Origin of the sequence: Acetobacter papayae (assembly GCF_047721125.1) — a bacterium.
In the GTDB taxonomy this organism is placed as follows: Bacteria; Pseudomonadota; Alphaproteobacteria; order Acetobacterales; family Acetobacteraceae; genus Acetobacter; species Acetobacter papayae.
In genome coordinates this window covers 1-26,585 of sequence record NZ_JBDNWF010000037.1, presented here as the reverse complement: position 1 = coordinate 26,585, position 26,585 = coordinate 1, and the positions used below count along the sequence as shown (strand labels likewise).

Below are 26,585 nucleotides of genomic sequence, written 5' to 3'. Positions count from 1 at the left end.
GGCCATGGGGGTTGGGGCTCTGGTCGCTGCTTGCTCAGGCACTGGCGGGGTTATGGGCGGCCTGCTCTGGGGTGGTCTGCTGGGTCTCGCTGCCCAGAGTGGCGACCTTGCCGAAAGTGCGATGAAGCGGGCTCTAAACGTCAAGGATTCCGGCACGCTCCTACCGGGGCATGGTGGACTGCTTGACCGTTTTGATGGGCTTGCAGCCGCAGCGCCTTTGGCTGCGGGGCTTGCCGCCTGTGCGGGTGGAGCCAGTGCCTTCTGGTTGGCGGGCCTGCACGATATTCTGGGCGGCATACTCCGTTTCCTGCCCGGCTAGGCGTAGTTGCGGTCTGCCCTGTGCGGCCGCGTCGAGTTTTGTCCTGTGCGGCGTATCCTGTCCGCTGCCGCAGGGTTTGAGTGTTTGCAGGATGGAAGACAAAGCATGAAAACCGTAACCGTTCTGGGTAGTACCGGTAGCATTGGCTGTTCCACGGTCGATCTTCTTGAACAGGCGCGTGACCAGTACAGGGTGCGGGCGCTGGTGGGCGGGAAAAATGCCGCGAAGCTGGCAGAACAGGCGCTGAGCCTGCGGGCAGAACTGGCGGTGCTAACAGATGAGGCCGCAGCAGAAGACCTGCGTGGCCTGCTGGCGGGGAGCGGTATCCGGGTTGCCGGTGGGCGCCAGGCGGTCATAGAGGCTGCGGCGGAGCCGGTGGACTGGACCATGGCCGCCATTACCGGTGCAGCCGGGCTGGAGCCGACACTGGCCGCCGTGCGCAATGGTGGCAGCATTGCCCTTGCCAATAAGGAAGCCCTCGTTTGCGCGGGTGATGTCATGCTGCGGGCCGTGCGGGAAGCCGGGGCGACATTGCTGCCGGTTGATTCCGAACACAACGCGGTGTTTCAGGCCATGGCCGACCGGCAGGCTGATCAAGTCGCCAAAATCGTGCTGACAGCTTCTGGCGGGCCGTTCCGTAACGCAACGCTGGAAGAAATGCGCGGGGCAACTCGGGCGCAGGCGCTCAAGCACCCGACATGGAGCATGGGGGCCAAGATCAGCATTGATTCGGCCACCATGTTCAACAAGGGGCTGGAAGTGATCGAAGCTGCCCGGATATTCGACCTGCCAGAGGATCGGATCGAGGTGCTGGTGCACCCGCAATCTGTCGTGCACGGCATGGTGCAGTATACCGATGGCAGCCTGATCGCCCAGATGGGTTCGGCGGATATGCGTATTCCCATCGCCCATGCACTGGCATGGCCGCAGCGTATGGCCACCACCTCCAACTGGCTTGATCTGGCCGCGTTTGGAACGCTCGAATTCTTCACGCCTGACGAGGTGCGTTTCCCGGCGTTGCGTCTTGCGCGTCAGGCTCTGCGGCAGGGTGGGGCGGCTCCGGCTATCCTGTCTGCTGCCAATGAGGTGGCGGTTGAAGCTTTCCTGTCCGAGCGGATTGGTTTTCTCGATATCGCGCGCATGGTAGAAGAGGTCATGGGCACGCTCGGTGCCCCCCCGGCGGATACGCTCGAAGCGGTTCTCCACTGGGATATGCAGGCCCGCAAAGCGGCGGAACAACTGGTTCTGACCTGCGCCGCTTGAGAAAAATCCTTTCAGGCCCGATAACGGAGGCATGATGATACACGATTATCTGCGTACATTGGTTTCCTTCGTTTTCGTGCTGGGCGTGCTGGTTACCATTCATGAACTCGGCCATTACCTCGCGGCCCGCTGGCGCGGGGTGCATGTCGAGGTTTTTTCGCTGGGTTTCGGTCCGGCTCTGTTCAAATGGCGCGACCGCACGGGTACAGAATGGCGGGTCTGCCCCGTGCCGCTGGGCGGCTATGTGCGGCCCCATGGTTTTGAAGACCCTGAAGACGCGACCGAAGAGCAGAAAGCGGCTTGGATTCCCGGTCGCACCTTCCATGACAAGTCGGTGGGTTCGAGGGCTATCGTCATTCTGGCGGGGCCTGTTTTCAATTTCCTTCTGGCTTTTGTACTGTTTACGCTGCTGTTCGCCACAGCGGGCGAGCCGCATGTGCGTGACGAGGTCGCCTCCGTTCAGTCTGGCAGTGCGGCAGCCGTAGCCGGCGTGCAGCAGGGCGATGTCATTACCCGCGTTGGCGCGCGTGATGTCCACGGCGTGGAAGATATTCTGGGTGAGGTGACCGGGCGGGCGGGTGTCCAGACAACCGTTACCGTGCGCCGTCAGGGGCAGGATATGGTTCTGCCTGTAACGATTGGCTCCGTTTCGGATTCGGCTGGCGCCCCTGCACATGGCCAGCTGGGCGTGACATTCGCTGTGGATGGCGGCAAGCCGCAGTCCCTGCCTCAGGCGGTGGTGTCGGGTGCGAAAGCCACATGGAATACGACAGTAAGGACGCTTGCAGGCGTGTGGCAGATTCTGAGCGGGCAGCATTCCGCAAAGGAAATGGGCGGTCCGCTCAAGATCGCACAACTGTCCGGGCAGGTTGCTCAGTATGGCTTTGCCAGCCTGCTTTCATTCATGGCGCTGCTGTCTGTTAATCTCGGGTTGATCAATCTCTTTCCCGTACCGCTTCTTGATGGTGGACGTCTGGTTTTTTATGCCATAGAGGCAATAAGGGGCCGTCCTGTTTCCAAGCGGGTGCAGGAGATCAGTTTTCAGGCTGGTTTTGCGGTGTTGGCTGGGTTGTTTCTGTTCTCGACATTTAACGACTTGTCAGGCTTTGGCCTGTTCAGGTGGATTGCATCGCTCGCGGGCTGAAACGCCGCCGCAGCGGAAAGAGAAAGTCTTGCGTGACAAGGGTAATTTCGGATACGTCCCTTGCGGGCGGGAAAATGCAGGAGAGAGGGCTTCGTGCTGAGAACGATCTGGATGGCTGGAGGCAGATCTTGAAGGGTAAACGGTCTGCCCTGTTCCTTTCTGTCTGTATGCTGCCACTTGTCATGGTCGCAACACGCAAGGCTGGTGCTGCTCCGCATCGCTCAATGGCGACGCAGGGCGCTGGTTCACGACATGCCGCCGCAGGGAATGCGGCCGCCCGTGCTGCTGATGGCATCATTGAGGATATTCGCGTGTCCGGGAACACGCGTATCGAAACCAGCACGATCCTGTCCTACATGGTGGTCAGGCCGGGTGACCCGTTCTCTCAGGACGATCTGGATCGCTCGCTCAAGACCCTGTACGCCACAGGTCTGTTCAGTGATGTGACGCTGCGCCGCGAAGGGAATGACCTGCTGGTGCGGGTTAAGGAAAACCCCGTCGTCAACCGCATCGTGTTCGAGGGTAATCACGCCGCCAAAGATGAGGACCTCCACAAGGTTCTGACCCTCAAGCCGCGCGCTGTGTTTTCGGCTGAAACCACAGCGGATGATCGGCAGCACATCTTGCAGGTTTATGCCCAGAAGGCACGTTTTTCTGCAGTGGTAACGCCGCAGATCGTCCGCCTCGCGCATAACCGCGTCGATGTGGTTTTCAAGATCAATGAAGGCCCGCAGACCATGATCCGCAAGATTGCGTTCGTGGGGAATAAGGCGTTCAGCGAATCGCAACTGGCCAGTGTGGTGTCTTCCAAGGAAAGTGCTTGGTATCATTTCCTTGGTTCGTCGGATGAGTACAATCCTGACCGCGTGAAATACGATGCTGAACTGCTACGTCGTTTTTACCTGCGTAACGGGTATGTGGATTTTCAGGTGAAAGACATGAAGGGCGAACTGTCGTCCGACCGGAAGTCTTTCTACGTCACCTTCACGGTAGATGAAGGTGTCCGCTACCGTCTGGGTAAGGTGGATATCCGCTCTAGCCTGCGTCATGTGCCGGCTGAATCGATGCGTAAGCATGTCGAGCTGTTCGCGCATCAGTGGTACGATGGTAAGGCCGTTCAGGATAACGCTACCGATATGGAGGAACTGCTCCAGTCCGAAGGGCACCCCTTCGCGCAGGTGCATCCCGAGATTGCGCGTAATCCTGAAAAGCGGATCATCAACCTTCTGTTCGATATCAGCGAAGGGCCGCGTCGTTACATCGAGCGTATCGATATCAACGGCAACACCATCACGCAGGATCATGTGGTACGTGCGCAGCTTCCCTTCGCAGAAGGCGATCCCTACAGCGCCAGCTACAAGAAATACGCCAAGGAAAGCGTGCAGAATCTCGGCTTCTTCAAAAGTGCCGATATCAAAGACACGCCCGGTAGTGCGCCTGACCGCGTTAACGTTGCGGTGGATGTGGTGGAAAAGCCGACCGGCGAATTTTCGCTCGGTGGTGGTTACTCGACCGACGTGGGCGTAATCGGCAACGTGGGCCTCAAGCAGCATAACCTGCTGGGTTCGGGTGTCGATGCGGGTATTTCCGGCACGCTGTCGCTGTGGCAGCAGCAGGCCGATATCTCGATCACCAATCCGTCCTTCATGGGGCGTAACCTCGTGGTTGGCGCGGATATCTTCTTTATCGAGAATAATTACCAGACGTACCAGAACTACTCTGAAGGGCGTTACGGTATTACCCTGCGTATGGGGTATTCCTATAACCGCTATCTTTCACAGTCCTGGAACTACAGCCTGATCCGTCGCTGGGTGAACGATGCCTGGAGCGAGGCTTCTTGGTATATTCTTGACCAGCAGGGCGCATCGCTGCTGTCGCAGCTCAGCACCACGGTCATGTATGATCGCCGTGATAACCGCATGGCGCCGCATCGGGGTTACTATATCTCCGCTGGTGGCGATTTCGCTGGGATCGGGGGTGATGAAGATTATGTGCGCGGCAAGATCAACGGTGCGTATTACATACCTCTGGATGATCTGACCAATAGCCATGACTGGACGCTTTCCTTCCGCGGTGGTGCGGGCTGGATGGCGGACTGGGGTAACGGTCGCCGCGACGTGATCGATAACTTCTATCTGGGCGGTAACAACCTGCGCGGCTTCCTGGACGGTGGTGCCGGACCGCGTAGTGTTGGTACGGTTACTGGCGGTCATGCTTCGGAAGATCTGCTGGGTGGTCGTTTCATGTATAACGCCTCCGCACAGCTTTCGTTCCCGCTGCCATTCGTTGCCAGCATGGGGCTTGGCGGGCGTATCTTTACGGATATGGGCTCAGTTGCCGGGGTGCGTGTCAGGACATTGTATACGGATCCGGCCACGGCAGGGTCGCGCTATACACCTATCAGCGGCGACATGGTTTCGCCCCGTGTTAGTGCGGGTGCGGGTGTGTCATGGAAAAGCCCGTTTGGTCTGCTCAATATCGATCTGGGTGTGCCGCTTATCCGCAGCTACAATGACCGTACGCAGCTTCTGCGTTTTGGGTTCGGCCAGCAATTCTGAGGTAATAATGCACGTGCGTACTAAAGCAGCCCTGTTTGGGGCGGTTTGTCTGTCTGTTTTGGCCTCGGTTACCCCTGTCGCTCATGCGGAAGGTGGGGAAGGCTGGTTTGTGCCCAAGGCCAGCCAGCCTGCGGTTCCGCCCCAGCATGCGGCCACGCATCGTGCAGCCCCCCCGCCAGTAGCGTTGCCGGCTCCTCCTTCCGATAGCCAGGAAGCTGATCAGACACCGCCGGTTCTGCCGCAGCCCAATATTCCTGACGCGCCCGAAATCGCCAAGGAAGCTCCCCCGCCGACAACCGTTATCGGTGTTATCAGTGTGGGTGGCGTTATGCGGCAGTCCACGGCGGCCATGCAGGTCGAGCATATTCTGGGTGCGCGCCGCGATGCGCTGGCGCAGGATCTGCAGAAAGAACAGGCTTCATGGCGTGATGAGCAGCAGAGCCTTCAGGCTCAGGCGAAATCGCTCTCCTCTGACCAGATCCAGAGCCGTGAGCGCGCGCTGCAGGCCCGTGTCATGAAAGCGCAGCGTGATTTCCGCAACCGCAACCGTATCATTCAGGAAGCGGCTCAGGTTTCTCTGGGGCAGATCGAGCGTGAACTGGTGCAGGTGATCCAGAAAGTCGCTTCCGCTCACGGCATGAACCTCGTGCTGCATAGCGAGCAGGTCGCCCTGCATGTGGACGGTCAGGATATCACCAACGAAGTGGCGGTAAATCTCAACAAGATCCTGCCTTCGGTCTTCATCCCCGCAGCGAATGAAGACCCCGAGCAGTTGGCCAAGTCCGGCAAGATGCCGACAACCGCCGATACCACGCAGTCCGTTGTCCGTACCGGCCCTGCACCCGTTGTGCAGCCGACAGCCGGAACGCCCTGAGCATGACGGCCGGAAAGGAGACATCCGGCCCGGCGGACCCTCGCTTTTTTACGCGCGCGGGTCCTTTCGGGGCGGAACAACTGGCACAGGCCGCTGGTGCAGAACTGGTTCCTGCCAAGGATGCTCAGGCACGCGAGCGTAGTTATGCTGGTATTGCGCCCTTGCAGGGGGCTGGGCCTGCCGATGTCAGTTTTCTGGATAACCGGCGTTACGCGCCGCTGCTGGAACAGACACGCGCCGGACTGGTTATCGTAGCCCCGGCATTTGTGGATAAGGTGCCAGCCGGGTGCGCCGCACTGGTTACGGCTTCGCCCTATCTGGCATGGTCGCGCGTGGCGCGCCTGTTCCACCCGCAGACTCCTGCAAACCCCGGTATTCATGCGCTGGCCTGTGTCGATCCTTCAGCCAGTATTGCGGCAGAAGCTGAAATCGGGCCTTTTGCGGTTGTGGGTGCGCGGGCCGAGATTGGCCCCGGCTGTGTTGTTGGTGCGCATGCGGTAATCGGGCAGGGTGTGCGGCTGGGGCGTGACTGCCGGATTGGCAATCACGTCAGCATATCGCATGCGCTGCTGGGTGAGCGGGTGATTATCCTGCCCGGTGCCCGTATCGGTCAGGACGGTTTTGGTTTCGCGGTTGGCCCGGCAGGGTTTGAAACCATTCCGCAGCTTGGCAAGGTTATCCTCGAAAACGACGTGGAAATCGGTGCTAACAGCACTATTGACCGTGGCTCTGTCAGCGATACGGTGATCGGAGCAGGTTCACGTCTCGATAATCTGGTGCAGATCGGGCATAATGTGCAGATGGGACGCTGCTGTATTGTGGTGTCGCAGGCTGGTATTTCTGGCTCCACCGTGCTGGAGGACTATGTAACGGTTGCTGCTCAGGCCGGTCTTATCGGTCATATCCGTATTGGGGCCAAGGCGCGTATTGGCGCGCAGTGTGGTGTCATGTCGGATATCGAAGGCGGTGCGGATGTCATCGGCAGTCCGGCTATGCCGTTCCGGGAGTTTTTCCGTAACGTGGCCGTTCTGCGGAAGCTGGCAAAGAAAGCGTCTGGACCCGCTCAGGGCGAGACAGGCAAGGTATGAACAGAGGCCGGACTATATCTGGCGTAAAGGGTGGTCTAGGGGACGTGGAGACGAAACAAGAATCGCAGTGCGACGTTCAGACGATTGATCGGATTGACGTGAACCGCATCATGCAGGCGATTCCACACAGATATCCTTTCCTTCTTATCGACCGGATGGAAGATATCGTCCTGGGTGTGAAAGCAACCGGGATCAAGAATGTCTCGGTAAACGAGCCGTTTTTCCCGGGGCACTTTCCGGGGCGGCCGGTCATGCCGGGCGTTCTCATCGTGGAAGCCATGGCCCAGACGGCTGCAACGCTTGTCGTGCTGACGCTGGGTGAAGCGTTCGAAGGTAAGCTGGTCTATTTCATGACCATCGAGGGTGCCAAGTTCCGTCGTCCGGTTGAACCGGGCGACCAGCTGCGTATCCATGTTACCAAGGAACGCCATCGCTCGAATGTCTGGAAATTCAAGGGCGAGGCTCATGTTGATGGTGTTGTGGTGGCTGAGGCCTCCTTCAGCGCCATGATTATGGGCTGATTGCCTTCTGATTTCGGGCATGGGGCCGTGGTTTGCCTGTGCGGTAAAACCGTGCAAACTGCGGCTATAGTACGCGACTTGCATCAAGTAAGTGGGTAGGAAATTAACGTGGTACACGTTGCAAAGGAAGCTAGGGCGACCGTAATCCACCCAACTGCGATTGTCGCATCAGGCGCTCAGGTGGGTGCCGGTGTGACCATTGGGCCATGGTGCTCGGTGGGGCCGGATGTCGTGATCGAGGACGGTGTGGAACTCATCTCCCATGTTGTGGTGGATGGTCATACCCGTCTGGGTGCTGCATCGCGGTATTTTCCTTTCTGCACTGTGGGCATGGCCCCGCAAGACCTCAAATACAAGGGTGAGCCGACACGGTGTGAGGTGGGTGCCCGTACGGTTGTGCGTGAGCATGTGACCATCCATCGTGGTACGGCCTCGGGGGCTGGTGTTACCCGTGTTGGTGCCGATGTGCTGATTATGGCCAATGCCCATGTCGCGCATGATTGCGAGATCGGTAACCGTGCCATTATCGTCAATAACGTGGTCATGGGTGGCCATGTGCATATTGGTGATGATGCCCGGATCATGGGTTCTGCTGCCATTCACCAGTTTGTCCGCATTGGCCATGCTGCTCTTGTAGGGGGTGTGACTGGTGTGGAAGCCGATATCATTCCCTATGGCAGTGTGCTGGGTAATCGTGCGCGTCTGGTTGGGCTGCACTGGATCTGGCTGCGCCGCAACGGGGTGAAATCGGACGAAATTCACCGGATGCGGAAGGCTTTTCTGGCCCTGTATCCCAAAAATGGCGGTGACCAGCCCTTTGCTGCACGTCTTGAGGCGGTGCGGCAGGACTTCGCTCAGGATGGGCGTGTGCAGGAAATTCTTGCCTTTATCGATGCGCCAACCTGCCGAGGGCTTGTGCGTTCTGCTCGTGAGCAGGGACGCGGTCAGGATATGGAAAACGCGTGACAACGCCCGTGGGCGGCGTTGGTATTCTTGCCGGTGGCGGGCCATTGCCCGGTATGGTGGCGCGCTCTGTGGCGGCAGCCGGGCGGCCAGTGTTTATTCTGGGTTTTGCGGGCTTTGCGGAGCCCGCCGTTATTGAGCCATGGCCCCATGAATATGTCCGGCTTGGTGCGGCTGGGCAGATGCTCTCGCTATTACGCCAGCATGGCTGCACCGATCTGGTGTTGATAGGCCCGATCAGGCGGCCATCCTTGCGCAGCCTCCGCCCCGATGCGGAAGGTGCCCGGATTCTGGCTCGGCTAGGGCGGGCGCTGTTCGCGGGAGACGATGGCCTGCTGGCCGCTCTTGTTCGTATTCTGGGTGAAGAAGGTTTTCATGTGCGCGGTGCACATGAATTTCTGGCGCAGGCTGTTGTGGAGCAGCCCGGTGTACTCGGGCGTGTAGAACCAGACGAACAGGCATTACGCGATATCCGGCAGGGAGTGCGAGTGGTTCAGGCTCTGGGAGGGCTGGATATCGGTCAGGGTTGCGTTGTGCAGAATGGCGTGGTGCTGGCCGTGGAGGCCATGGAAGGTACAGACCGCATGCTGGCGCGCGCGGGTGAGTGCCGCCAGCCGGGTGAGGGCGGGGTGCTGGTCAAGCTGCTCAAGCCCGGTCAGGAAAAACGAGCCGATATGCCCGCGATTGGTCCGGTTACGGTGCGCAACGCTCATGAGGCGGGTTTGCGCGGCATTGCGTTTGAAGCTGGCCACACCCTGCTGATGGATCGCGATGCCTGTGTGGAAGCGGCGGATCGGCTGGGGCTGTTTATGCTGGCCGTTACCCCGGAACCGGATCATGGGCAGTCCACGCTGTAAACGCTCATAAAAGGGAGAAAGTCACCATGTCCAGCTATCTGCATACTATGGTGCGTGTCCGTGATCTGGATGCGAGTCTGGCATTTTACCGGTTGCTCGGCCTGCGCGAACTGCGCCGCCGCGAGGTGCCGGAAGGCCGTTACACGCTAGTTTTCATCGGTTTTGCTGACAATGCTGCCGGGCAGGCCGAAATTGAACTGACCTATAACTGGGGGCAGGACGATGGCTATGCGATCGGCACCGGATTCGGGCATTTTGCGCTGGGTGTGCCTGATGTCGCGGCTACGGTAGAGGTCGTGCGGGTCGGGGGCGGCAAGGTTACGCGTGAGGCCGGGCCTGTTCAGTTTGGCACCACCGTCATCGCGTTTGTGGAAGACCCCGATGGCTACAAGGTGGAACTGATCCAGCGGCCTGACTGAATGTTTTGGCACTGAGTCTTTGTGGCTTGCAGGCGTTTGTCATGCGCGCAGTGGCGCGCATGATGGGGTTTTTTAATCCGCGCGTGGTGGCTGTTGTTTTAGCCGGGCGGTCAGGAGGTCGAGACAATCGTTAATGGTCGTGCCAGCCTTGCTGACCTGCGGGTCGGGGCTGAGCGAGAGCTGCTCTGCCGCCAGCATGGCCGGGCTGACAATACCCCGGATGTCATGCCGTAGTTTTGGATCCGGGTCGCGGGGGAGAGCCGGTGCGGGGGCTGGCGCTGATACGTGGTTTGTGCTCGCGCGCAGGCTCAGCCACGCACCCAGAACTGCGCCACCGATCAGGGGAAACAGTGCCGCAGGCAGGGAAAGCCCCAGCAGGGCACCGAGCAGCCCCCCCATGACAGGAAGGCAGAAAGCCAGCACGATGGCCCGTGCCGCGGAAGAGAAAAAGGTCATGCCAGTCCGGCCCTGATAAGGAAGTAGGGAAGGAACGCAAGACGACTCTGCGCCCTCCATTGACGTTCCCTTATCTGAACTCTATAAGCCGCCTCTTCAAGAGGGTGGTGCTCCGGCGGCCACTGGCAAAGCATATCTGATTCTTAGAACGAAGGGAGCGCCACCATGAAGCGCACTTATCAACCGTCCCGGCTGGTCCGCAAGCGTCGTCACGGCTTTCGTAGCCGTATGGCTACCGTAGGCGGCCGCAAGGTCATTGCCAACCGTCGCAGCAAGGGCCGTAAGCGTCTTTCCGCTTAAGTTCCGGTCTTGATCGACGGTTCCTGCGGAGCGGAACAGGCCCAGCCTGTTCCCGAGCGTTCCGGCAGGCTTAAAAAAAGGAAGGAATTCCTTTTTCTGGCGGCACGTGGACGCAAGGCCCCGGTATCGGGGCTGGTGCTCCAGCTTGTCCGCAGGACCGATACCGGGGCCGCCCGGATAGGGTTTACGGTAACCAAAAAGGTCGGCAACGCGGTGGTGCGTAACCGGGTTCGGCGCAGGCTGCGCGAGGTTGTGCGCAATGTTGAGCGTGATACCCCGCTCAATGGCCTTGATCTGGTTCTGATAGGCCGCGCGGCAACCCAGACCCGCCCGTTCGACGCCCTTGTGTCTGACTTCCGCAAGGCGCTAAGGCTCTGCCAGAAAGATGGCTAGACCCGCGATAGGCATGGCGGGGCGCTTGAGCATGATGGATAGGGTCTTATGGATACAAGACGTCTGATACTGGCAACTCTTCTGTCAGCGGCGGTGCTCTTCGGGTTTGAGTATTTTTTCCCGCAAGCACAGCAGCAGACTGCCAGCGTACCCCCTCCCGCTGTAACGCAGTCGGTGGACAAGTCGTCCACTGCCGCAGCCCCGTCTGCTGATGGCAAGGCTGAGGCAGAGCATGCGGATACGCAAGAAGCCGCGGCCAATGATGCCCCGGCCCGGGTTGCCATTAATGCTCCTGCCGTCGTGGGCAGCATCAACCTGCGCGGTGCGCGGCTTGATGACCTGCTGCTCAAGCAGTACCGCGAAACCGTCAAGCCAGACAGCCCGGATGTGCGCGTGCTCAGCCCTGTGGCTTCCGACCGTGCAGATTTTGTGGATTTTGGCTGGCGTGCGGCACCTGATACACAGGTGCGCCTGCCCGATAGCCAGAGCCTGTGGCATGCCTCCGGCACCACGCTGGACGACAAGCACCCGCTGACCCTGAGCTGGGATAACGGTCAGGGTCTGACGTTTGAAGTGCAGATCGCGGTCGATCAGGACTTCATGTTTACGCTGACGCAGCGTGTGCATAACGCCACGGCTCAGGCTGTAACGCTGTATCCGTTTTATAGGGTCAACCGTGGTTATACACCGGAAGAAACCGGGGGCATGCTGGTGCATGAAGGCCCCATTTCCGTGGTCGATGGACGCCTGAACGAAGGCTCCTACAAATCCGTGCGCACGGGCGGTACGCCGCCGGATGATATTTCGTGGAGCCATCAGGGCACGGGCGGCTGGGCCGGTATTACCGATAAATATTGGCTGATGGCGGTTCTGCCTGACCAGACAGCATCTGTCGTGGGCAGCTATGGCTGGCAGCCGACAAAGGGGCAGTATCAGGTAGGCTTTACCGGGGCTACCCCCGTTGTGGTGGCACCGGGTGCGACGTCTTCCTCGCTGGCGCATGTCTTCGCCGGTGCCAAGGAAGTGCGTCTGCTTGATCGCTACGAAACCCAGCTGCATGTGCCCATGTTCTGGAAAGCCGTCGATTTTGGCTGGCTGTCTTTCCTGACGCGTCCGGTCTTTTTCGTGCTTGATCTGCTGTATCAGCAGTTCGGCAGCTTTGGCTGGGCCCTGCTGATCTTTACCGTGATCGTCAAGGTCGTGTTCCTGCCGCTGACCATCAAGCAGATGCGCATGACCTGGAAGATGGCGCGCCTGAAACCGCAGGTGGATGCAATCCGCGCGCGGCACAAGGACGACCCGATGGCGCTACAGCAGAATATCATGATGCTGTATCGCAAGGAGAATGTGAGCATGTTCGGCGGTTTCCTGCCGCTGTTCATTCAGGCTCCGGTGTTCTGGTGCCTCTACAAGGACCTGTATGTGACCATTGAAATGCGTCATGCGGGCTTTGTGGGCTGGGTGAAGGATCTTTCGGCGCCTGACCCCACCAACGTGTTCAACCTGTTCGGTCTGATCCCTTTTGACCCCACACAGATCATGCCGTTCCTTGTGCTGGGTGCATGGCCCATCATGTATGGTGCGACGCTGTTCCTGATGCAGAAGGTCAGCTCCAGCGCCAGCAACATGGACCCTGCCCAGCAGAAGGTCATGATGTTCATCCCGCTGCTGTTCACCTTCTTCATGGCGCGGCAGCCGGTGGGTCTGGTGATCTATTACTGCTGGAGCAACATTCTTACAGCGTTGCAGCAGGTTATCATCATGGGGCGCCTGCGCGCGGCTGACGCCAAACCGCAACTGGTGCAGAAAAAATGACAACCGGGCCTACCACCTTCAGGGAACTGAAGAATGACATCGACATTGCCGCCGCCCTGGAACAGGGGCGGCGGCTTTTTGCCGGTTCATGTGACTTTGTGTTTGGTGCGCAGAAGCTGGGGCAGCTTCCCCCGCTCACCCTGCCGGAAATCGCGTTTGCCGGGCGCTCCAATGTGGGTAAGTCCAGTCTGGTCAATGCCCTGACGGGGCGCAAGACACTTGCGCGCGCTTCTTCCGAGCCGGGCCGCACCAAGCAGCTCAATTTCTTTGATCTGGCCGGGCGGCTCATGCTGGTGGACATGCCGGGCTATGGCTATGCCCGCGCTGCCAAGTCGATCAAGGAAGACTGGCAGGACATGATGTTCGACTACCTGCGCGGCCGCCCGGTATTGCGCCGGGTCGTGCTCCTGCTTGATGCGCGGGTGGAGCTTAAAACCCATGACCGTGAGGTTATGGACATGCTCGACCGTGCGGCTGTCAGTTTTCAGGTGGTGCTGACCAAGTGTGACAGTGTCAAACCCGGCCCGCTTGAGCGCAAGCAGGAAGAGGTGCAGGCGGTTGTTGCCAAACATCCAGCGGCTTTTCCGTATCTGACACTGACAAGCAGCCAGACCGGGCTGGGTATGGAAGCGCTCAGGGCCGAACTTGCGGAATTTGCTCTGCCGTGAGCAGAGTGGCCGACAGACGACGAACAGGACTGCAGAACATGACCGAACCTCAGGTTCCTACCTCCGGTCTTCAGCTTGACGCGGCACAGGAGGCCGCCGTTCTGGCTGGTGCGCTGCCCTATCTGCGCCGCTATGCGGGCGATACCATTGTGGTCAAATACGGCGGCCACGCCATGGGTAACCGCGATCTGGCCCAGACCTTCGGGCGGGATATAGCCCTGCTCAAGCTGATTGGCATCAACCCTGTGGTGGTGCATGGCGGTGGGCCGCAGATCAACCAGATGCTCAAGCGGCTGGATATTCCTTCCACCTTTGTCGATGGCCTGCGTGTGACCGACGCCAATATGGTGGATGTGATCGAGATGGTGCTGGCCGGTTCCGTCAACAAGGAAGTGGCGGAGCTGATCTGTGCGGCTGGTGCGCTGGCGGTAGGGATTTCGGGCAAGGACGGTAAGATGATTACCGCCCGCAAGCTCAAGCGGACGGTGCGCGATACGGATAGCGAGATCGAGCGCGTGCTGGATCTGGGCTTTGTGGGCGAGCCGGTCAAGGTGGACCCGCGCGTGATTTATGCGCTGTCGGGTTCGGGCCTTATTCCGGTCATCGCGCCCGTGGGTCTGGGTGAAGATGGCGCGACCTATAACATCAATGCAGATACCGCAGCCGGCGCCGTAGCCGGGGCCGTGCATGCCACGCGCCTGCTGATGCTTACGGATGTGGCTGGCGTTCTGGATGCTCAGGGCAAGCTCATTCCCGAACTCAGCGCAACCGAGGCCCGCAAGGCTATTGAGGATGGGGTTATTACCGGCGGGATGATCCCCAAGGTGGAAACCTGTATCGAAGCGGTGCAGGCCGGGGCGAGGGCGGCTGTCATTATCGACGGGCGTATTCCCCATGCCTGCCTGCTCGAACTGTTTACGGCATCGGGTTCCGGCACCCTGATCCGCGCTGACTAAAGGGGCGGCCTCGGCGGCCCCTTTATCTGGCGATCTGTTTTTTCTGGCCCATTTTTCATCAGACGGTGTGTTATGACTGACGAAACTCTCCGCGCGCATATTGAAACCCTTTGGGAAAAGCGTGACGGCATTTCCTCCGCTACTCAGGGGGCCGACCGCGCCGCCATTGAAAGCGCGCTTGATGCGCTGGATTCCGGCAAGCTGCGCGTTGCGGCTCCGCAGGACGGTGGCTGGGTGGTGCATGAATGGCTGAAAAAGGCCGTTCTGCTCTCTTTCCGCCTGAATGACAGTGTGGTCATGCCCGCAGGGGCTGCTGGCGCTCCGGCCTATGACAAGGTGCCGCTGAAATTCTCTGGCTGGGATCAGGCTCGTTTTGATGCTGCCGGTTTCCGTGTGGTGCCGGGTGCGGTTGTGCGCCGTTCCGCCTACATCGCTCCGGGTGCGGTGCTGATGCCGAGCTTTGTCAATGTTGGCGCGCATGTCGGCAGCGGCACCATGGTGGACACTTGGGCCACGGTTGGTAGCTGTGCGCAGATCGGCCGTAACTGCCATATCAGCGGTGGTGCAGGTATTGGCGGCGTGCTGGAGCCCCTGCAGGCAGCCCCCGTCATTATTGAAGATGACTGCTTTATCGGCGCGCGTTCGGAAGTAGCAGAAGGCGTGATCGTGGAGCGTGGCTCCGTGCTGTCCATGGGCGTTTTCCTTGGGGCTTCGACCAAGATTGTCGATCGCGCCACGGGCGAAATCTACATGGGCCGGGTGCCGGCTTACTCGGTGGTGGTGCCGGGCACCATGCCGTCTTCCAACCCTGTTGGTGCCGATGGCCGCCCCAATCCGGCGCTGGCTTGCGCGGTTATCGTCAAGCGTGTTGATGAGCGCACCCGTTCCAAGACTTCAATTAACGAACTGCTGCGCGACTAATCGCGCAGAGGAGGCTCCGGCATGACGGAAATGACCACGGATGGCACAGCCTGCACGGCCCCAACATTGCGGCCGGGTGACCTGTCCAACCCTGTGGCCGTAGCGCAGGCGCTCATCCGCCTGCCTTCCGTTTCCCCCGATCCGGGGGAGAGCCAGCAACTGCTGGCCAGCATGCTGGAAACTCTGGGCTTTTCCGTCACCCATCTGCCATTTGGCGAGGGGGCGGAACGCACCCCCAATTTCTTTGCCCGTCTGGGCACGGGCGGGCCGCATATCTGCTACGCCGGGCATACCGATGTTGTGCCTCCCGGTCGGGTGGATGACTGGCGTTACCCGCCTTATGAAGCGCATATTGCCGATGGCCTGTTATACGGGCGCGGTGCATGCGACATGAAAGGCGGCATTGCCGCGTTTGTGGCCGCCGTGGCCCGGCAGGTTGCGGCTGGTGGCGTGCAGGGTTCCATCAGCCTGCTGATTACAGGCGATGAGGAAGGCCCGGCCACCTATGGCACCAGCAAGGTGCTGGAATGGATGCAGGCACACGACCAGATACCCGATTACTGTCTGGTGGGTGAGCCGACCAACCCCCGCGTTCTGGGCGAGATGGTCAAGGTCGGGCGCCGTGGTAGCCTGAACGCACAGATTGTGGTGGAAGGTACGCAGGGGCATGTGGCCTACCCGCAGCGGGCCGATAATCCGGCGCACCGGCTGCTGGCCGTGCTGGAGGCCCTGCGCGCCACACCTCTGGACCATGGCACCCAGTATTTCGAGCCGTCATCCCTGCAGGTAACAAGCATTGATATCGGCAACGATGCCACTAACGTCATTCCCGCGCGGGCTCAGGCACAACTGAATATCCGCTTTAATGACCTGCATACCGGCAAGGCTCTGATCGGCTGGGTTGAAACGCTTTGCCGCCAGCATGCGCCACGCTCTACCGTTACGGCCAGAATTAGTGGAGAATCTTTCCTGACCCAGCCGGGGCGCGAAACCCGTGCGCTGGTAGCGGCCATTCAGAAGGTAACGGGGCTTGAGCCCAAGCTCGATACCGGGGGCGGCACGTCAGATGCGCGCTTTATCGCGCAGTATTGCCCGGTTTCCGAATTCGGGCTGGTCGGGGCCAGCATCCACAAGGTGGATGAACATGCCGCGCTGGATGATTTTGAGAAGCTGACCTGTATTTACCAGACTTTTCTGCAAGAGGTGTGCGCGTGATTTCAGACGGCAAACCAATGGGCGTGGTCAAGCGCATCGTACAAGGCATGTTGCTGCTGTCCAGCGGACGCAGGGAAGGTCTTGCGTGTTTTGAAGGCACCACCAACGCGCTTGGTGCGGCCATGGCCCCCCAGCTTGCCTTTGTTCTGGTCGGCGGATTGCAGGTTTTTCTGCAGCCCGACACGGTTATGGAACTGGTCAAGCTTTTGCTGTCGTTCTGTGTGTTGCTGATGCCGCTGGTTATTTCCCATGCCTATGCCCGGCGCTGGGGGCGTGAGGGTCTGTGGCTGCGCTACATGACTGCTGCCACCTGGTGTAACTGGATGATCGTGCTGGTGTCTCTGGTCTGCACGGTTCTGGCGGTTCTGTTGTTCCCGGCCCTTGTCAAGGAGCCATCCTTTATGGTGGCTCTGGTGTTTGTGGCGACCGTGTATGAAATGTGGCTGCAATGGTTTGTTGCACGGGTAGGGCTGGAGCTTGGCGCGGGCCGTGCGATCGTGCTCTACCTGTCGGTGCTTCTGGCCTGTTTCGTGCTGTATGCGCTCGCAGCACTCCTGCCGCCCCACTACCTGTTCATGCATGATCTGTTCCAGCCCATGGTGGGTGGCAACACGCAGTCCTGAGCAGGATGCGACCCTAGACTTTTAAACCGGTTTGATGCCTGTACCCCGCGTCAGTTCCGCGTCTGGGTAAAAGGGTCGGGGTCATACCCGACACCGTTCAGGTAAAGCCCTTCCGCTGGTGCTGTTGGCCCGGCGGCAGAGCGGTCGCGTGCTGCGAGTGCCTGCATAACCCGTTCAGGCGTCCACTGGCCAGTGCCGACCAGCTTGAGTGTGCCCACCATGTTGCGCACCTGATGGTGCAGGAAAGACCGCGCTTTCGCGGTTACCAGTATTTCATCCCCATCGCGCTGCACGGCCAGATGATCAAGCGTGCGCAGGGGGCTTCTGGCCTGACAGGCAACTGCGCGGAACGAGGTAAAGTCGTGCATGCCCAGCAGCAGACTGGCGGCTTCGTTCATGCGCTCGGCATTCAGTGGTGATTTAACATGCCAGACATGGCCCGCTACCAGTGCCGGGCGCGCACGGCGGTTGAGAATACGGTAGCGGTAAGAGCGCCATGTGGCGGAAAACCGCGCACTCCAGTCCAGCGGAACCGCTGCGGCATCCACAACCACAACAGCGTGAGGTTTGAGATGAAAGCTCAGCCCCTCGCGCACGGCATGGGGGGTGAGTTTCAGCCCTGTGGGAAAATCCAGATGCGCGACCTGTGCTAGCGCATGCACGCCTGCATCTGTTCGCCCGGCGGTAATGCTGCCCACAGTTGCGCCGCCAGCCAGTCTGCTCGCCGCTTCTTCCAGCAAGGCCTGCACGGACAGGCCGGAAGACTGGCGCTGCCAGCCAACAAGCCCTGCGCCGTCATATTCGATTTTGACAGCCCAGCGCTGGATCGCGGCTTCGTCAGTCATGGGGGGTGGTGGTTTCGCCCAGTCGCAGGCCTGCGGGCAGGGTCTGGCCACGCAGGAAGGCATCGGCCAGCATCATGCCACGTCCGGGACGTTGCAGGGCCAGCAGGCGGATAGAGCCTTCGCCACACGCGATGCTCAGACGGTCATCCAGAATGGTACCGGGTGGCGCATGCGGCTGATCGCCCGAGAGGGCTGCCGCCCCGATCTTGATAACCGTACCATCTGGCAGGGTGGTGAAGGTGCCGGGCCATGGGGTGAGGGCGCGGATACGGCGGTCAATGGCCGTCGCACTCTCCTGCCAGTTGATACGCCCATCCTCGCGCGTAAGGCGGGGAGCGTAGGTGACACCCTCTTCCGGTTGGGTCTGGGGAGCTGCGCCTTCCGCCAGCACATGTAGCACCAGTTCGGCCCCCATGAGGGCAAGCTGGTCGTGCAGGGTAGAGGCGGTTGTGGCGGCGGTAATAGGCACGCTGTCGGCCCGCAGCATGGGGCCGGTATCCAGCCCGGCTTCCATCTGCATGATGGTCACGCCGCTTTTTGTATCTCCTGCCAGAATGGCGCTCTGGATGGGAGAGGCCCCACGCCAGCGGGGTAGCAGGCTGGCATGGATGTTCAGGCAGCCCAGCCGGGGGGCTGCCAGCATGGCAGGCGGCAGAATCAGCCCATAGGCCGCGACAATGGCGGCATCGGCCTGCAATGCGGCAAAGGAGTCCCATTCGGCCTGATTGGCGCGCAGGGAAACCGGGTGGCGCACTTCCAGCCCCAGTTCTTCGGCGGCGCGCTGTACGGGGGAGGGGCGCACGGCCTTGCCCCGGCCCGCAGGGCGTGGCGGCTGGGAATAGACGGCGGCGATATCATGCCCATGTGCGTGCAGCGCACGCAGGGCGGGCACGGCAAAATCGGGCGTGCCCATGAAGACAAGACGCATGAACCGGGGCTTTCTGCTAACGGGTCTTTGCGCACTCAGGCGCGTTTGAGTTCCTTGGCCAGCCGACGCAGGATCATGTTGCGGCGCAGGGTGGACAGGTGATCCACAAACAGGATGCCCTCGAGGTGGTCCATCTCGTGCTGGATGCAGGTGGCCAGCAGGCCGCTTGTGTCGCGTTCGATGGTTGCGCCATCAATGCCGGTCCAGCGTACGCGCACACCCTCGGGGCGGGCAACTTCGGCATACTGATTGGGCAGCGACAGACAGCCTTCCTCATGTATGTTCATGGCATCGGTTTCGCGGATGATCTCGGGGTTGATCATGATCAGCGGATCGCGGGCGTCTTTTTCGCCCAGATCAACCAGCAGGAAACGCTGGCTTATGCCCACCTGCGGGGCGGCCAGACCAATGCCGGGGGCGGCATACATGGCGGCGAACATGCCGGGCAGCACAGCACGGATGTCCTGCATATCTTCGGGGCGCACGGGCCGGGCCTTCTGGCGAAGCACCGGGTGGGGCGGCGTCAGGATTTCAAGCGGCGTCGCCTGTGCTGCTGCGGCGGCAAAGGCGGCATTGGTAAGGAGTGCGTCTGTCATAAAGGCGGATTTAGCCTCCTGTCAGGGCAGATGCCAGAAGAAAAGCAGATCGCACATGACAAAGTGGCCGGGCTGCAACAGTGGCTGCACCCGCTGCAAGCCCCGTTAGCATAGCCTGATCGGGCTTCCTGTGCGGGTGCGGGAGGCTCCAGAGCGATGGTTGTTACTCCGTAGCCACAGACTCTGGGCCAAAAAAGGCATCATCCCACCATATATAGCGGGTCGGGGTTGCGTGCGGGGCAGAACCTCCCATATCGTTAATAAAGCCGGAACGCCGTTACGGGTCCGGCCTTCTGTCTCGCTCAGGAAGGAGGAGGCTTCTACACCATGTCAGGCAGGCTTTTTGGGTCGCCCATGTTTTTGGGGTTCGACCATCTTGAACAGATGCTCGAACGCGCGGGCAAAGGGGCGGGAGATGGCTATCCGCCCTACAATATCGAGCAGATTGCCCAGAACGGGCTGCGCATTACGCTTGCAGTCGCCGGTTTCCGTATGGAAGACTTACAGATCACTCAGGAAGACAACCAACTCGTGATCCGTGGTCGCCAGACCGATGAGGGTGAAGAGAAAGTCTACCTGCATCGTGGCATTGCTTCACGCCAGTTCCAGAAGGCGTTCGTTCTGGCGGAAGGTATAGAAACAGGCGGCGCATGGCTCGATAACGGCCTGCTGCATATCGATCTGTTCCGCCCCCAGCCCGAGGTGCGGGTCAAGCAGATCGAAATTATTCAGGGTGGGCAGAAACGCGCGGGTGCGACACTCAAACCCCGCTCTGCCGCCCGGGTGCTCCGTCCGGTTACGGATGTGAGCGATAGCTGAGCACGCAAGAAGGAGGACGCCATGAAAAGTGCAAGTGAAAACAGCCGGGGCCCGGCGTTGCTGAAGGCCGAACCGCTGCTTGATGTGCGCCAGCTTTCGGATGTCCAGTTCCGTTCTCTGGGGTTGCAGCAGGTTGCCTATATGCGCCCTGCAACCACAGAAGATGGCGAGGAAGGCTGCGCCATTTACGCGGCCGATGGCTCCCTTCTGGCCGTGGTGGAAGACATGGAAACAGCATGGGGGGCGATCATGCAAAATGACATGGTGCCCGCATCGCTCCAGTAAGGGCTCTTGGGGCCAATAAACGGGAAAAGGGGCCGGAAACGGCCCCTTTTTTTATGGTGCAGCCGGGGTGTTAAACCCGGTGCGGTTCAGACGGGTGCGGTATCCACCCAGCCGATATTGCCATCGTCACGCCGGTAAACGAGGCTGATCTGTCGGTTGCCCGCATTGCGGAACAGCATGAAATCGCTCCCCGCGAGGTCAAGCCGCATAACGGCCTCTCCCACCGCGAGCAGGGGGATGTCGGTAGGCTGTTCGGCAATAATGGTGGCGTAGGTTTCATCCGGCCGGGACTGGCTTTCTTCCGCCGGAGTGGCCTGCTCGCTTTCATCGACCGGGCGTAGAATATAGGAGCGCGCTTTTTGGGGCAGTTCCTGCCGTGGGGCGGTACGGCTGTGGGTCGTGACCCGGCGGTGGTAACGGCGCAGACGCTTGGCGATATGCTCGGCGGCGTCATCAAAAGCGGCATTGGCATCAGAGGCCTCGCCTTCTCCACGCAGGATAAGCCCGCGTCCGGCGCGGACATTGATATCGCACGTAAAGAACGAGCGCGCCCGGCTGAATGTCACCTGCGCTTCAAGCCCTTTGTCAAAGTATCGTTCAGCCAGGGTGCCGAGATGCGCGTTGACCCGATGTTTCAGGGCGCTGGAAAGGTCAACCTGTTTACCGGAAACCTGTATATGCATAGGACATCGCTCCTTGCTGCTGACAGGCAGAGCCGAGCGAGCCTGAAAAGGCGGCGTCAATCCGCACGCGGATTCAGGCCCGGGCGGTTTGCCCTTCTGCGTCGCGGGTGGACACCGCAACGCTTCGTTTGCTATTTGGGCACGCCTTCTGGGGGCGTGTCCATGTCTTTGTTAAAGTTTTAATGCGGCAGAGCAGGGCAGGGTTGCATCGCTCGGGCACGAATGCGTAACCATGAAATACAGAGCCAGCCAGATGGGCCGGATTCTGAAGGAGAGCCACCATGCTCCTGCGTTCTTCCCTGGCGGACACCATGCCCCGTATGCCGCGCAGTCCCTGGCAGTGGCGGATCAGGCTCGGCTGTCTGGCTTTTCTGGCGCTGGCCTATGGTGGGTTGATGTGGCACATGATGCACGCAACACACCCGCATGATACACGGGCTAAACCGCCTGCGGGCATGCTGCATATTCCCGTTAAACTACTGGCACCAGAGCGCGCGGAGCCCGCGCCGGTAGCGCCCCCCATTATGCTGGAGGCCCCGCCACCAGCCGTGTTTGCGCCGCCGGTTGTTGAACGGGGGCACCATGGGTGAACTGTCTCTTGCCAGTGTGCATCTCTATCCCGTCAAGGGGCTGCATGGTCTGACCCCGCCTGCGGCACTGGTTCGGCCATGGGGGCTGGAGGGCGACCGGCGCTGGATGGTGGTGGAGCCCGGCGGCCAGTTTCTGACGCAAAGAGCCTGTCGCGCCATGGCGCTGATCACGCCTATCCCCACATCCGAAGGCTTGACCCTGACACGTGCGGGCAGCAGGCCCTGTCCGGTTCGTTTTCCCGATGTAGAGGCCCCGCAGCTTGCCGTTACCGTGTGGAACGATACGGTGCGCGCGCGTGACGCGGGTGACGCAGCGGCCCATTGGCTGTCCGAGGCGCTGGCGCGGCCCTGCCGTCTGGTCTGGATGCATGTGCCGGAGCTTGCGCGGATACGCTCCCTGTCGGGCGAGGATGTTCCGGTGTCCTTTGCGGATGGTTATCCTCTGCTGGTTGCCAGTATGGCATCTCTGGCGGACCTGAACGCACGCCTTGCCCCCAAGCCCGCTATCCCCATGAACCGTTTTCGCGCGAATATCGTGGTCGATGGTGCCTTACCGTGGGAGGAGGACGGCTGGCGCCTTCTGTCCATCGGCACGGCGCTAATCCGTATCGTGGCCGCCTGCGCGCGGTGTGTGGTGACAACGGTGGACCAGCATACCGGCCAAATTCCCACACCGGGTGAGCCTTTGGGCACGCTGGCACAGTTCCGCCGTGCCAGCGAGGGCATCATGTTCGCGCAGAATGCCATTGTGGAAAAAACCGGCGTGATTACGGCGGGAGACAAGGTGGAAGTGCTCGAACGCGGCCCCTCCAACCTTGTTCTGGCGGGCTAGAGCGAGAAGCTCTCGCCCAGATAGACGCGGCGCACGTCTTCATGCGCCACAATTTCTTCCGGCACGCCCTGCATCAGCACCTGCCCGCTATGCATGATATAGGCGCGGTCGATAACCTCGAGCGTTTCGCGCACGTTGTGGTCGGTAATCAGCACGCCAATACCACGGTCTTTGAGGTGCGAGACCAGATCACGGATTTCACCCACGGCAATAGGGTCGATCCCGGCCAGAGGTTCGTCCAGCAGGATGTAATGGGGCTGGCTGGCCAGTGCGCGTGCGATTTCAAGACGCCGCCGCTCACCGCCGGACAGGGCCAGCGAAGGTGAGCGCCGCAGGTGGGAAATGCCGAATTCGCCCAGAAGGCTGTCGAGCATCATCTGGCGCTGGTCTGGGTCGGATTCCACAACTTCCAGTGCCGCCATGATGTTCTGTTCAACATTCAGGCCACGGAAAATACTGGCTTCCTGTGGCAGATAACCAATTCCCAGCCGGGCGCGGCGGTACATGGGCAGGTGGGTTATGTCTGCGCCATCAAGGGTAATGGAGCCTGTATCGGGCTGGATCAGCCCCACGATCATGTAAAAGCTGGTGGTCTTGCCCGCACCATTGGGACCGAGCAGGCCCACGGCCTCGCCCCGATGCACCTCAATCGAGACATTCTTGACCACTTCACGCTTTTTATAGCTTTTGCCGATCCCGTGCGCGAACAGGCCATTACCCGGTGTGTTTATGCCGGTCATGCCGGTGGCGGCCATGTCAGAACCCTCAGAGGGGGAGTGCATCTGCTCTGTTTCCAGGGTCATGCCTATTTCCTGTCCGATGTATCGGCGTTGGCGGGAACAACCACGCCGCTCACCCGTCCGCCCGGCAGTTCCGACATGGTTGCCAGACCCGTGTGCATGTTGATGATGGCGGCAGCACCCTGAATCTGGTTCGCCCCGCGGGTGATGTGTACATTGCCCACGATACGGGCAATGCCGGTATCAGGCACGTAAACACCACGATCCCCCGTAACGGTTTCTGTTTGGGTACGCACCCAGACATGGCCGAACGCGTTCACTTTTTCCAGCTTGCCCGAACCATTTTCCATGGGCGACGTACCATCAGCGGCGGGTTTATCCGTCTTGGCTGTCTTGTCATCCGCCGGGGTATTGGGGGCGCTGTAGCCAACCAGCACATCAGCGCGGATCTGGCGCTGGTCATTGGTGGTGACGGTGGCGTTGCCACGGCCGATGGAAATATGCTGCTGGGCATAATATTCCATCGAATCCCGCGCGGTCAGCACATCCTGCGGGGTGGTCAGCTTCATGTTCTTGCCGGTCATGACCATGGTGGCCTGATCGATGTCATAAACCGCGTGGTCGCCCCAAGCCTGATCGGTCTGGGTGTAGATATGCACATGACCGATGGCTTCAAGCCGGTAGATTTCGTTGGCACCCGAATCCTGCCCGTCCTCAGCTTTGGGCGCGGTTTTTTTGTCCACGTCAGCCTGTGCAGCATCCGGCTGGGTGGAAGCGGGCGGCGTGCCGCCATTGGCCGGAGGCGCGGCGGGTGTTGCCGCCGGAGTGCCATCGGCTGGCGCTTTCTTGCGGTAAAAGGCGATCAGCTTGTCCGCCGTGACGGTGACATCGCCCCGCACGGCCTTGGCCTGATCATAGGCCGTGACCTTTTTCTGGTTCTGGTCCCAGTCAAACCCGCCAGCCGCGGTAACGGTAATCTGCCCACCATGCGACATGTCGATGGCCTGCGCATGGGCGGGGCGATGGAGCGTGAGAGCCGCCAGCGCAAGGCCGGACAGCAGAACGCCGGTGCGGGCAGGGCGCTGGCGCAGGAACCCGGACAGGAAAGGGGGGACAGTAAGCATGTCAGGACGCCTTTTTGCTCTGGTCCGGGGTGCTGTGGCGGTCATCATTGATGATAAGCCGCCCGGGGCCGCGAAACTGCGCGATGCCATCATGCTGGGATAGCAGGAATCCCTGCGCGTCAAGCTGGCCGAACGGGCCTTCGATATGCACCCATGCGTCGGAGGCGGCAATGCCGCGTTTGACATCGATATCGACCATGGGGGTGCGCATCATCAGCCCGTCACTGCGGTAAAGCGTGACATCGCCAGTCAGGTCCAGCAGGTGCGCGTGCTGCATGTAAACGCCCTTGGCCGAGCGTGCGAGCATCCACCCACCTGACTGGGGCAGGATATCCGCCACCGGGCTGGTCAGGTCCATACGGTTGTCATTGATCTGGTGTGCGCTGTCCGCCGTGATCATGAAGGGGCGCTGCTGCTCGTCCACCCCGCGATAGGTGGCCCCCACGAGGTTGCCACTTTCAATGCGGATATTGGCCAGTTCACGCAGCACCGTTTTGTTGGCGCTGAGCAGGTGCTCGACCTCGGGCCATGCGATGATGCTACCCAGTAGCAGCAGGGCGGCGGCGGGTAGCGCCCATTTGGCGCGGCGCAGCAGGGTACGGCGGCGGGCCAGATTGGCGCTGTCGGGGGCTGCGCGGCGCGTATTGCTGGTTGAAAGCTGCTCGCGCTGCCGTGTCATGAGCGAGCGCGGGCGCGCAAAATCAGCCCGTTGGGCGCGCGTGCTGGCGGCCGTGTCATCCGTTGGTTCGGAGGTGTGGGTCACGGAGAGATCGGGGGTGTCGGGGGGGAGGTCGCTCATTCAACCCCGGCTTTGATCAGGTCATGCACATGAATGACGCCCAGCGGGTGGCGATCAGGCCCCAGAACGAACAGCGAGGTAATGGGCCTCTGGCGTGCGTTCATGACCCGTAGCGCTTCCGATGCAAGGATATCGGGCTCTATCGTCAGCGGCATGGTGTTCATGACATCCTTGGCTAGGGTGGCCGTCAGGTCGTGATCCAGAGCGCGGCGCAGATCCCCATCCGTTATCAGTCCGGCCAAGGTACCATTCTGCTCCACAATGCCGACACATCCTAGCGCCTTATGTGTCATTTCCATGATCACGTCGCGCATGCGCGTCTGTGGTGTGGCCAGCGGCATGGCAGAACCGGTGCGCATGAGTTCACGCACCGTGCGCAGCCGCGCGCCCAGCCGCCCGCCGGGGTGAAAAGTGCTGAAATCCGCCGCCGTAAAGCCGCGCTGGCGTAGCAGGGCCACGGCCAGTGCATCGCCAAAGGCGAGCTGGCACAGCGTGCTGGTGGTGGGGGCCAGCCCCATGGGGCAGGCTTCTGGCATGGCGGGCAGAATCAGCGCCACCGTGGCGGCGGCGGCAAGCGTGGAGCCCGCGCGGCTGGTCACGGCCAGCAGGGGCAGGGCGCTGGCGCGGGCATGGGCCGCGATATCGGCCAGCTCGGTTGTTTCGCCGGAATTGGAAAAAGCCAGTATGGCATCGCCGGGCTGGATCATGCCCAGATCACCATGCGAGGCCTCGGCAGGGTGCACGAACAGCGATGGCGTGCCGGTGGAGGCCAGCGTGGCCTGTACCTTGCGCGCGATATGGCCTGATTTGCCAATGCCAGTTACCACCACGCGGCCGGGCAGGGCCAGCAGGATGGCCATGGCCGCAGCAAAAGCGCCACCCAGCCCGGTGGGGTCTTCCAGAGCATGCGCCAGAGCGGCGAGTCCTGCGGCTTCCATCCGCACCGTGGTGGCGGCGTCAGCACCGGAGGGGGCCGGTATGGGTGAGGGGG

31 protein-coding genes are annotated in these 26,585 nt (G+C 60.8%); 22 read left to right on the top strand and 9 right to left on the bottom strand.

Annotated features, from left to right (window positions below):
* The 10 genes from ABF757_RS10355 to gloA all read left to right on the top strand — a co-directional run.
* On the top strand, positions 1–319 hold a 319-nt coding region (locus ABF757_RS10355), incomplete at its 5' end, for a phosphatidate cytidylyltransferase (protein WP_415482183.1).
* Between the two features lie 105 nt (positions 320–424).
* Positions 425–1,582, top strand: a complete 1,158-nt coding sequence (gene dxr, locus ABF757_RS10350; RefSeq protein ID WP_415482181.1) for a 1-deoxy-D-xylulose-5-phosphate reductoisomerase — start codon at positions 425–427, stop codon at positions 1,580–1,582.
* A 31-nt stretch (positions 1,583–1,613) separates the two neighbouring features.
* Positions 1,614–2,726: an RIP metalloprotease RseP gene (gene rseP / locus ABF757_RS10345; protein WP_415482179.1), complete on the top strand. Its 1,113-nt coding sequence runs from the start codon at positions 1,614–1,616 to the stop codon at positions 2,724–2,726.
* Positions 2,727–2,800: 74 nt separating this feature from the next.
* Positions 2,801–5,284 carry an outer membrane protein assembly factor BamA gene (gene bamA, locus ABF757_RS10340; RefSeq protein ID WP_415482189.1) on the top strand — a complete coding sequence of 828 codons (2,484 nt, stop codon included), beginning with the start codon at positions 2,801–2,803 and terminating at the stop codon, positions 5,282–5,284.
* Positions 5,285–5,291: 7 nt separating this feature from the next.
* Positions 5,292–6,158 (top strand): OmpH/Skp family outer membrane protein, encoded by an 867-nt coding sequence (locus tag ABF757_RS10335; RefSeq protein WP_408735032.1) that lies wholly within the window; start codon positions 5,292–5,294, stop codon positions 6,156–6,158.
* Between the two features lie 2 nt (positions 6,159–6,160).
* Positions 6,161–7,246 carry a UDP-3-O-(3-hydroxymyristoyl)glucosamine N-acyltransferase gene (gene lpxD, locus ABF757_RS10330; protein ID WP_415482176.1) on the top strand — a complete coding sequence of 362 codons (1,086 nt, stop codon included), beginning with the start codon at positions 6,161–6,163 and terminating at the stop codon, positions 7,244–7,246.
* Positions 7,243–7,767, top strand: coding sequence for a 3-hydroxyacyl-ACP dehydratase FabZ (gene fabZ / locus ABF757_RS10325; RefSeq protein WP_415482174.1), 525 nt, complete (start codon positions 7,243–7,245; stop codon positions 7,765–7,767). Before lpxD ends, fabZ begins: the two co-directional genes overlap by 4 nt.
* A gap of 108 nt (positions 7,768–7,875) precedes the next feature.
* Positions 7,876–8,733: an acyl-ACP--UDP-N-acetylglucosamine O-acyltransferase gene (lpxA, locus tag ABF757_RS10320; protein WP_025860752.1), complete on the top strand. Its 858-nt coding sequence runs from the start codon at positions 7,876–7,878 to the stop codon at positions 8,731–8,733.
* A complete protein-coding gene (locus ABF757_RS10315) occupies positions 8,730–9,587 on the top strand; it encodes an LpxI family protein (protein WP_415482172.1) in 858 nt (285 codons plus the stop codon). Before lpxA ends, ABF757_RS10315 begins: the two co-directional genes overlap by 4 nt.
* A 26-nt stretch (positions 9,588–9,613) precedes the next feature.
* The gene (gene gloA / locus ABF757_RS10310; protein ID WP_415482170.1) at positions 9,614–10,006 is read left to right on the top strand and encodes a lactoylglutathione lyase; all 393 of its coding nucleotides are present in this window, start codon (positions 9,614–9,616) and stop codon (positions 10,004–10,006) included.
* 72 nt (positions 10,007–10,078) lie between these two features.
* Here gloA and ABF757_RS10305 read toward each other — a convergent pair whose 3' ends face one another.
* Positions 10,079–10,462 carry a hypothetical protein gene (locus tag ABF757_RS10305; RefSeq protein ID WP_415482168.1) on the bottom strand — a complete coding sequence of 128 codons (384 nt, stop codon included), beginning with the start codon at positions 10,460–10,462 and terminating at the stop codon, positions 10,079–10,081.
* A gap of 165 nt (positions 10,463–10,627) precedes the next feature.
* Here ABF757_RS10305 and rpmH point away from each other — a divergent pair, with 165 nt between their 5' ends.
* From rpmH to ABF757_RS10265, 8 genes are all read left to right on the top strand, one after another.
* Positions 10,628–10,762: a 50S ribosomal protein L34 gene (rpmH, locus tag ABF757_RS10300; protein ID WP_081773530.1), complete on the top strand. Its 135-nt coding sequence runs from the start codon at positions 10,628–10,630 to the stop codon at positions 10,760–10,762.
* Between the two features lie 12 nt (positions 10,763–10,774).
* Positions 10,775–11,155: a ribonuclease P protein component gene (rnpA, locus tag ABF757_RS10295; protein ID WP_207852748.1), complete on the top strand. Its 381-nt coding sequence runs from the start codon at positions 10,775–10,777 to the stop codon at positions 11,153–11,155.
* Positions 11,156–11,203: 48 nt separating this feature from the next.
* On the top strand, positions 11,204–12,970 hold the full coding sequence (gene yidC / locus ABF757_RS10290) for a membrane protein insertase YidC (protein ID WP_415482165.1): 1,767 nt from the start codon (positions 11,204–11,206) through the stop codon (positions 12,968–12,970).
* Positions 12,967–13,638 carry a ribosome biogenesis GTP-binding protein YihA/YsxC gene (gene yihA / locus ABF757_RS10285; protein ID WP_415482163.1) on the top strand — a complete coding sequence of 224 codons (672 nt, stop codon included), beginning with the start codon at positions 12,967–12,969 and terminating at the stop codon, positions 13,636–13,638. Before yidC ends, yihA begins: the two co-directional genes overlap by 4 nt.
* Before the next feature lie 38 nt (positions 13,639–13,676).
* Positions 13,677–14,594, top strand: coding sequence for an acetylglutamate kinase (gene argB, locus ABF757_RS10280; protein WP_025860760.1), 918 nt, complete (start codon positions 13,677–13,679; stop codon positions 14,592–14,594).
* Positions 14,595–14,666: 72 nt separating this feature from the next.
* Positions 14,667–15,515, top strand: coding sequence for a 2,3,4,5-tetrahydropyridine-2,6-dicarboxylate N-succinyltransferase (gene dapD, locus ABF757_RS10275; RefSeq protein ID WP_415482160.1), 849 nt, complete (start codon positions 14,667–14,669; stop codon positions 15,513–15,515).
* Between the two features lie 30 nt (positions 15,516–15,545).
* Positions 15,546–16,730, top strand: coding sequence for a succinyl-diaminopimelate desuccinylase (dapE, locus tag ABF757_RS10270; protein ID WP_415482187.1), 1,185 nt, complete (start codon positions 15,546–15,548; stop codon positions 16,728–16,730).
* On the top strand, positions 16,727–17,353 hold the full coding sequence (locus tag ABF757_RS10265) for a hypothetical protein (protein WP_415482158.1): 627 nt from the start codon (positions 16,727–16,729) through the stop codon (positions 17,351–17,353). Before dapE ends, ABF757_RS10265 begins: the two co-directional genes overlap by 4 nt.
* A 50-nt stretch (positions 17,354–17,403) precedes the next feature.
* Here the strand turns inward: ABF757_RS10265 and truA are convergent, their stop codons facing one another.
* Genes truA through def form a run of 3 tightly spaced genes read right to left on the bottom strand, consistent with a single transcriptional unit; the run spans position 17,404 to position 19,722 of the window.
* Entirely contained in the window at positions 17,404–18,198 is a 795-nt protein-coding gene (truA, locus tag ABF757_RS10260; RefSeq protein ID WP_415482156.1) for a tRNA pseudouridine(38-40) synthase TruA, read from the bottom strand.
* Positions 18,191–19,126, bottom strand: a complete 936-nt coding sequence (fmt, locus tag ABF757_RS10255) for a methionyl-tRNA formyltransferase (protein ID WP_415482154.1) — start codon at positions 19,124–19,126, stop codon at positions 18,191–18,193. Before fmt ends, truA begins: the two co-directional genes overlap by 8 nt.
* Positions 19,127–19,161: 35 nt before the next feature.
* Complete coding sequence (gene def, locus ABF757_RS10250; RefSeq protein ID WP_025860764.1) at positions 19,162–19,722, bottom strand: peptide deformylase; 561 nt, start codon at positions 19,720–19,722, stop codon at positions 19,162–19,164.
* Positions 19,723–20,049: 327 nt separating this feature from the next.
* On the opposite strand from def, the gene ABF757_RS10245 reads away from it, so the two are divergent.
* On the top strand, positions 20,050–20,541 hold the full coding sequence (locus tag ABF757_RS10245) for an Hsp20 family protein (RefSeq protein ID WP_025860765.1): 492 nt from the start codon (positions 20,050–20,052) through the stop codon (positions 20,539–20,541).
* A gap of 21 nt (positions 20,542–20,562) precedes the next feature.
* Entirely contained in the window at positions 20,563–20,826 is a 264-nt protein-coding gene (locus tag ABF757_RS10240; RefSeq protein WP_415482151.1) for a hypothetical protein, read from the top strand.
* An 86-nt stretch (positions 20,827–20,912) separates the two neighbouring features.
* Here the strand turns inward: ABF757_RS10240 and hpf are convergent, their stop codons facing one another.
* The gene (gene hpf, locus ABF757_RS10235; RefSeq protein ID WP_415482149.1) at positions 20,913–21,509 is read right to left on the bottom strand and encodes a ribosome hibernation-promoting factor, HPF/YfiA family; all 597 of its coding nucleotides are present in this window, start codon (positions 21,507–21,509) and stop codon (positions 20,913–20,915) included.
* 281 nt (positions 21,510–21,790) lie between these two features.
* Here hpf and ABF757_RS10230 point away from each other — a divergent pair, with 281 nt between their 5' ends.
* Together ABF757_RS10230 and ABF757_RS10225 are read left to right on the top strand one after the other, a co-directional pair.
* A complete protein-coding gene (locus tag ABF757_RS10230; protein ID WP_415482147.1) occupies positions 21,791–22,099 on the top strand; it encodes a hypothetical protein in 309 nt (102 codons plus the stop codon).
* Positions 22,092–22,931 (top strand): MOSC domain-containing protein, encoded by an 840-nt coding sequence (locus ABF757_RS10225; protein WP_415482145.1) that lies wholly within the window; start codon positions 22,092–22,094, stop codon positions 22,929–22,931. Before ABF757_RS10230 ends, ABF757_RS10225 begins: the two co-directional genes overlap by 8 nt.
* Here the strand turns inward: ABF757_RS10225 and lptB are convergent.
* Genes lptB through ABF757_RS10205 form a run of 4 tightly spaced genes read right to left on the bottom strand, consistent with a single transcriptional unit; the run spans position 22,928 to position 26,574 of the window.
* A complete protein-coding gene (lptB, locus tag ABF757_RS10220; RefSeq protein ID WP_415482185.1) occupies positions 22,928–23,686 on the bottom strand; it encodes an LPS export ABC transporter ATP-binding protein in 759 nt (252 codons plus the stop codon). The genes ABF757_RS10225 and lptB overlap by 4 nt on opposite strands.
* Before the next feature lie 50 nt (positions 23,687–23,736).
* Positions 23,737–24,795, bottom strand: a complete 1,059-nt coding sequence (locus ABF757_RS10215; protein WP_415482143.1) for an LptA/OstA family protein — start codon at positions 24,793–24,795, stop codon at positions 23,737–23,739.
* 1 nt (position 24,796) lies between these two features.
* On the bottom strand, positions 24,797–25,594 hold the full coding sequence (gene lptC, locus ABF757_RS10210; RefSeq protein ID WP_415482141.1) for an LPS export ABC transporter periplasmic protein LptC: 798 nt from the start codon (positions 25,592–25,594) through the stop codon (positions 24,797–24,799).
* Positions 25,591–26,574, bottom strand: a complete 984-nt coding sequence (locus ABF757_RS10205) for a KpsF/GutQ family sugar-phosphate isomerase (protein ID WP_415482184.1) — start codon at positions 26,572–26,574, stop codon at positions 25,591–25,593. Before ABF757_RS10205 ends, lptC begins: the two co-directional genes overlap by 4 nt.
* Positions 26,575–26,585 lie beyond the last annotated feature (11 nt).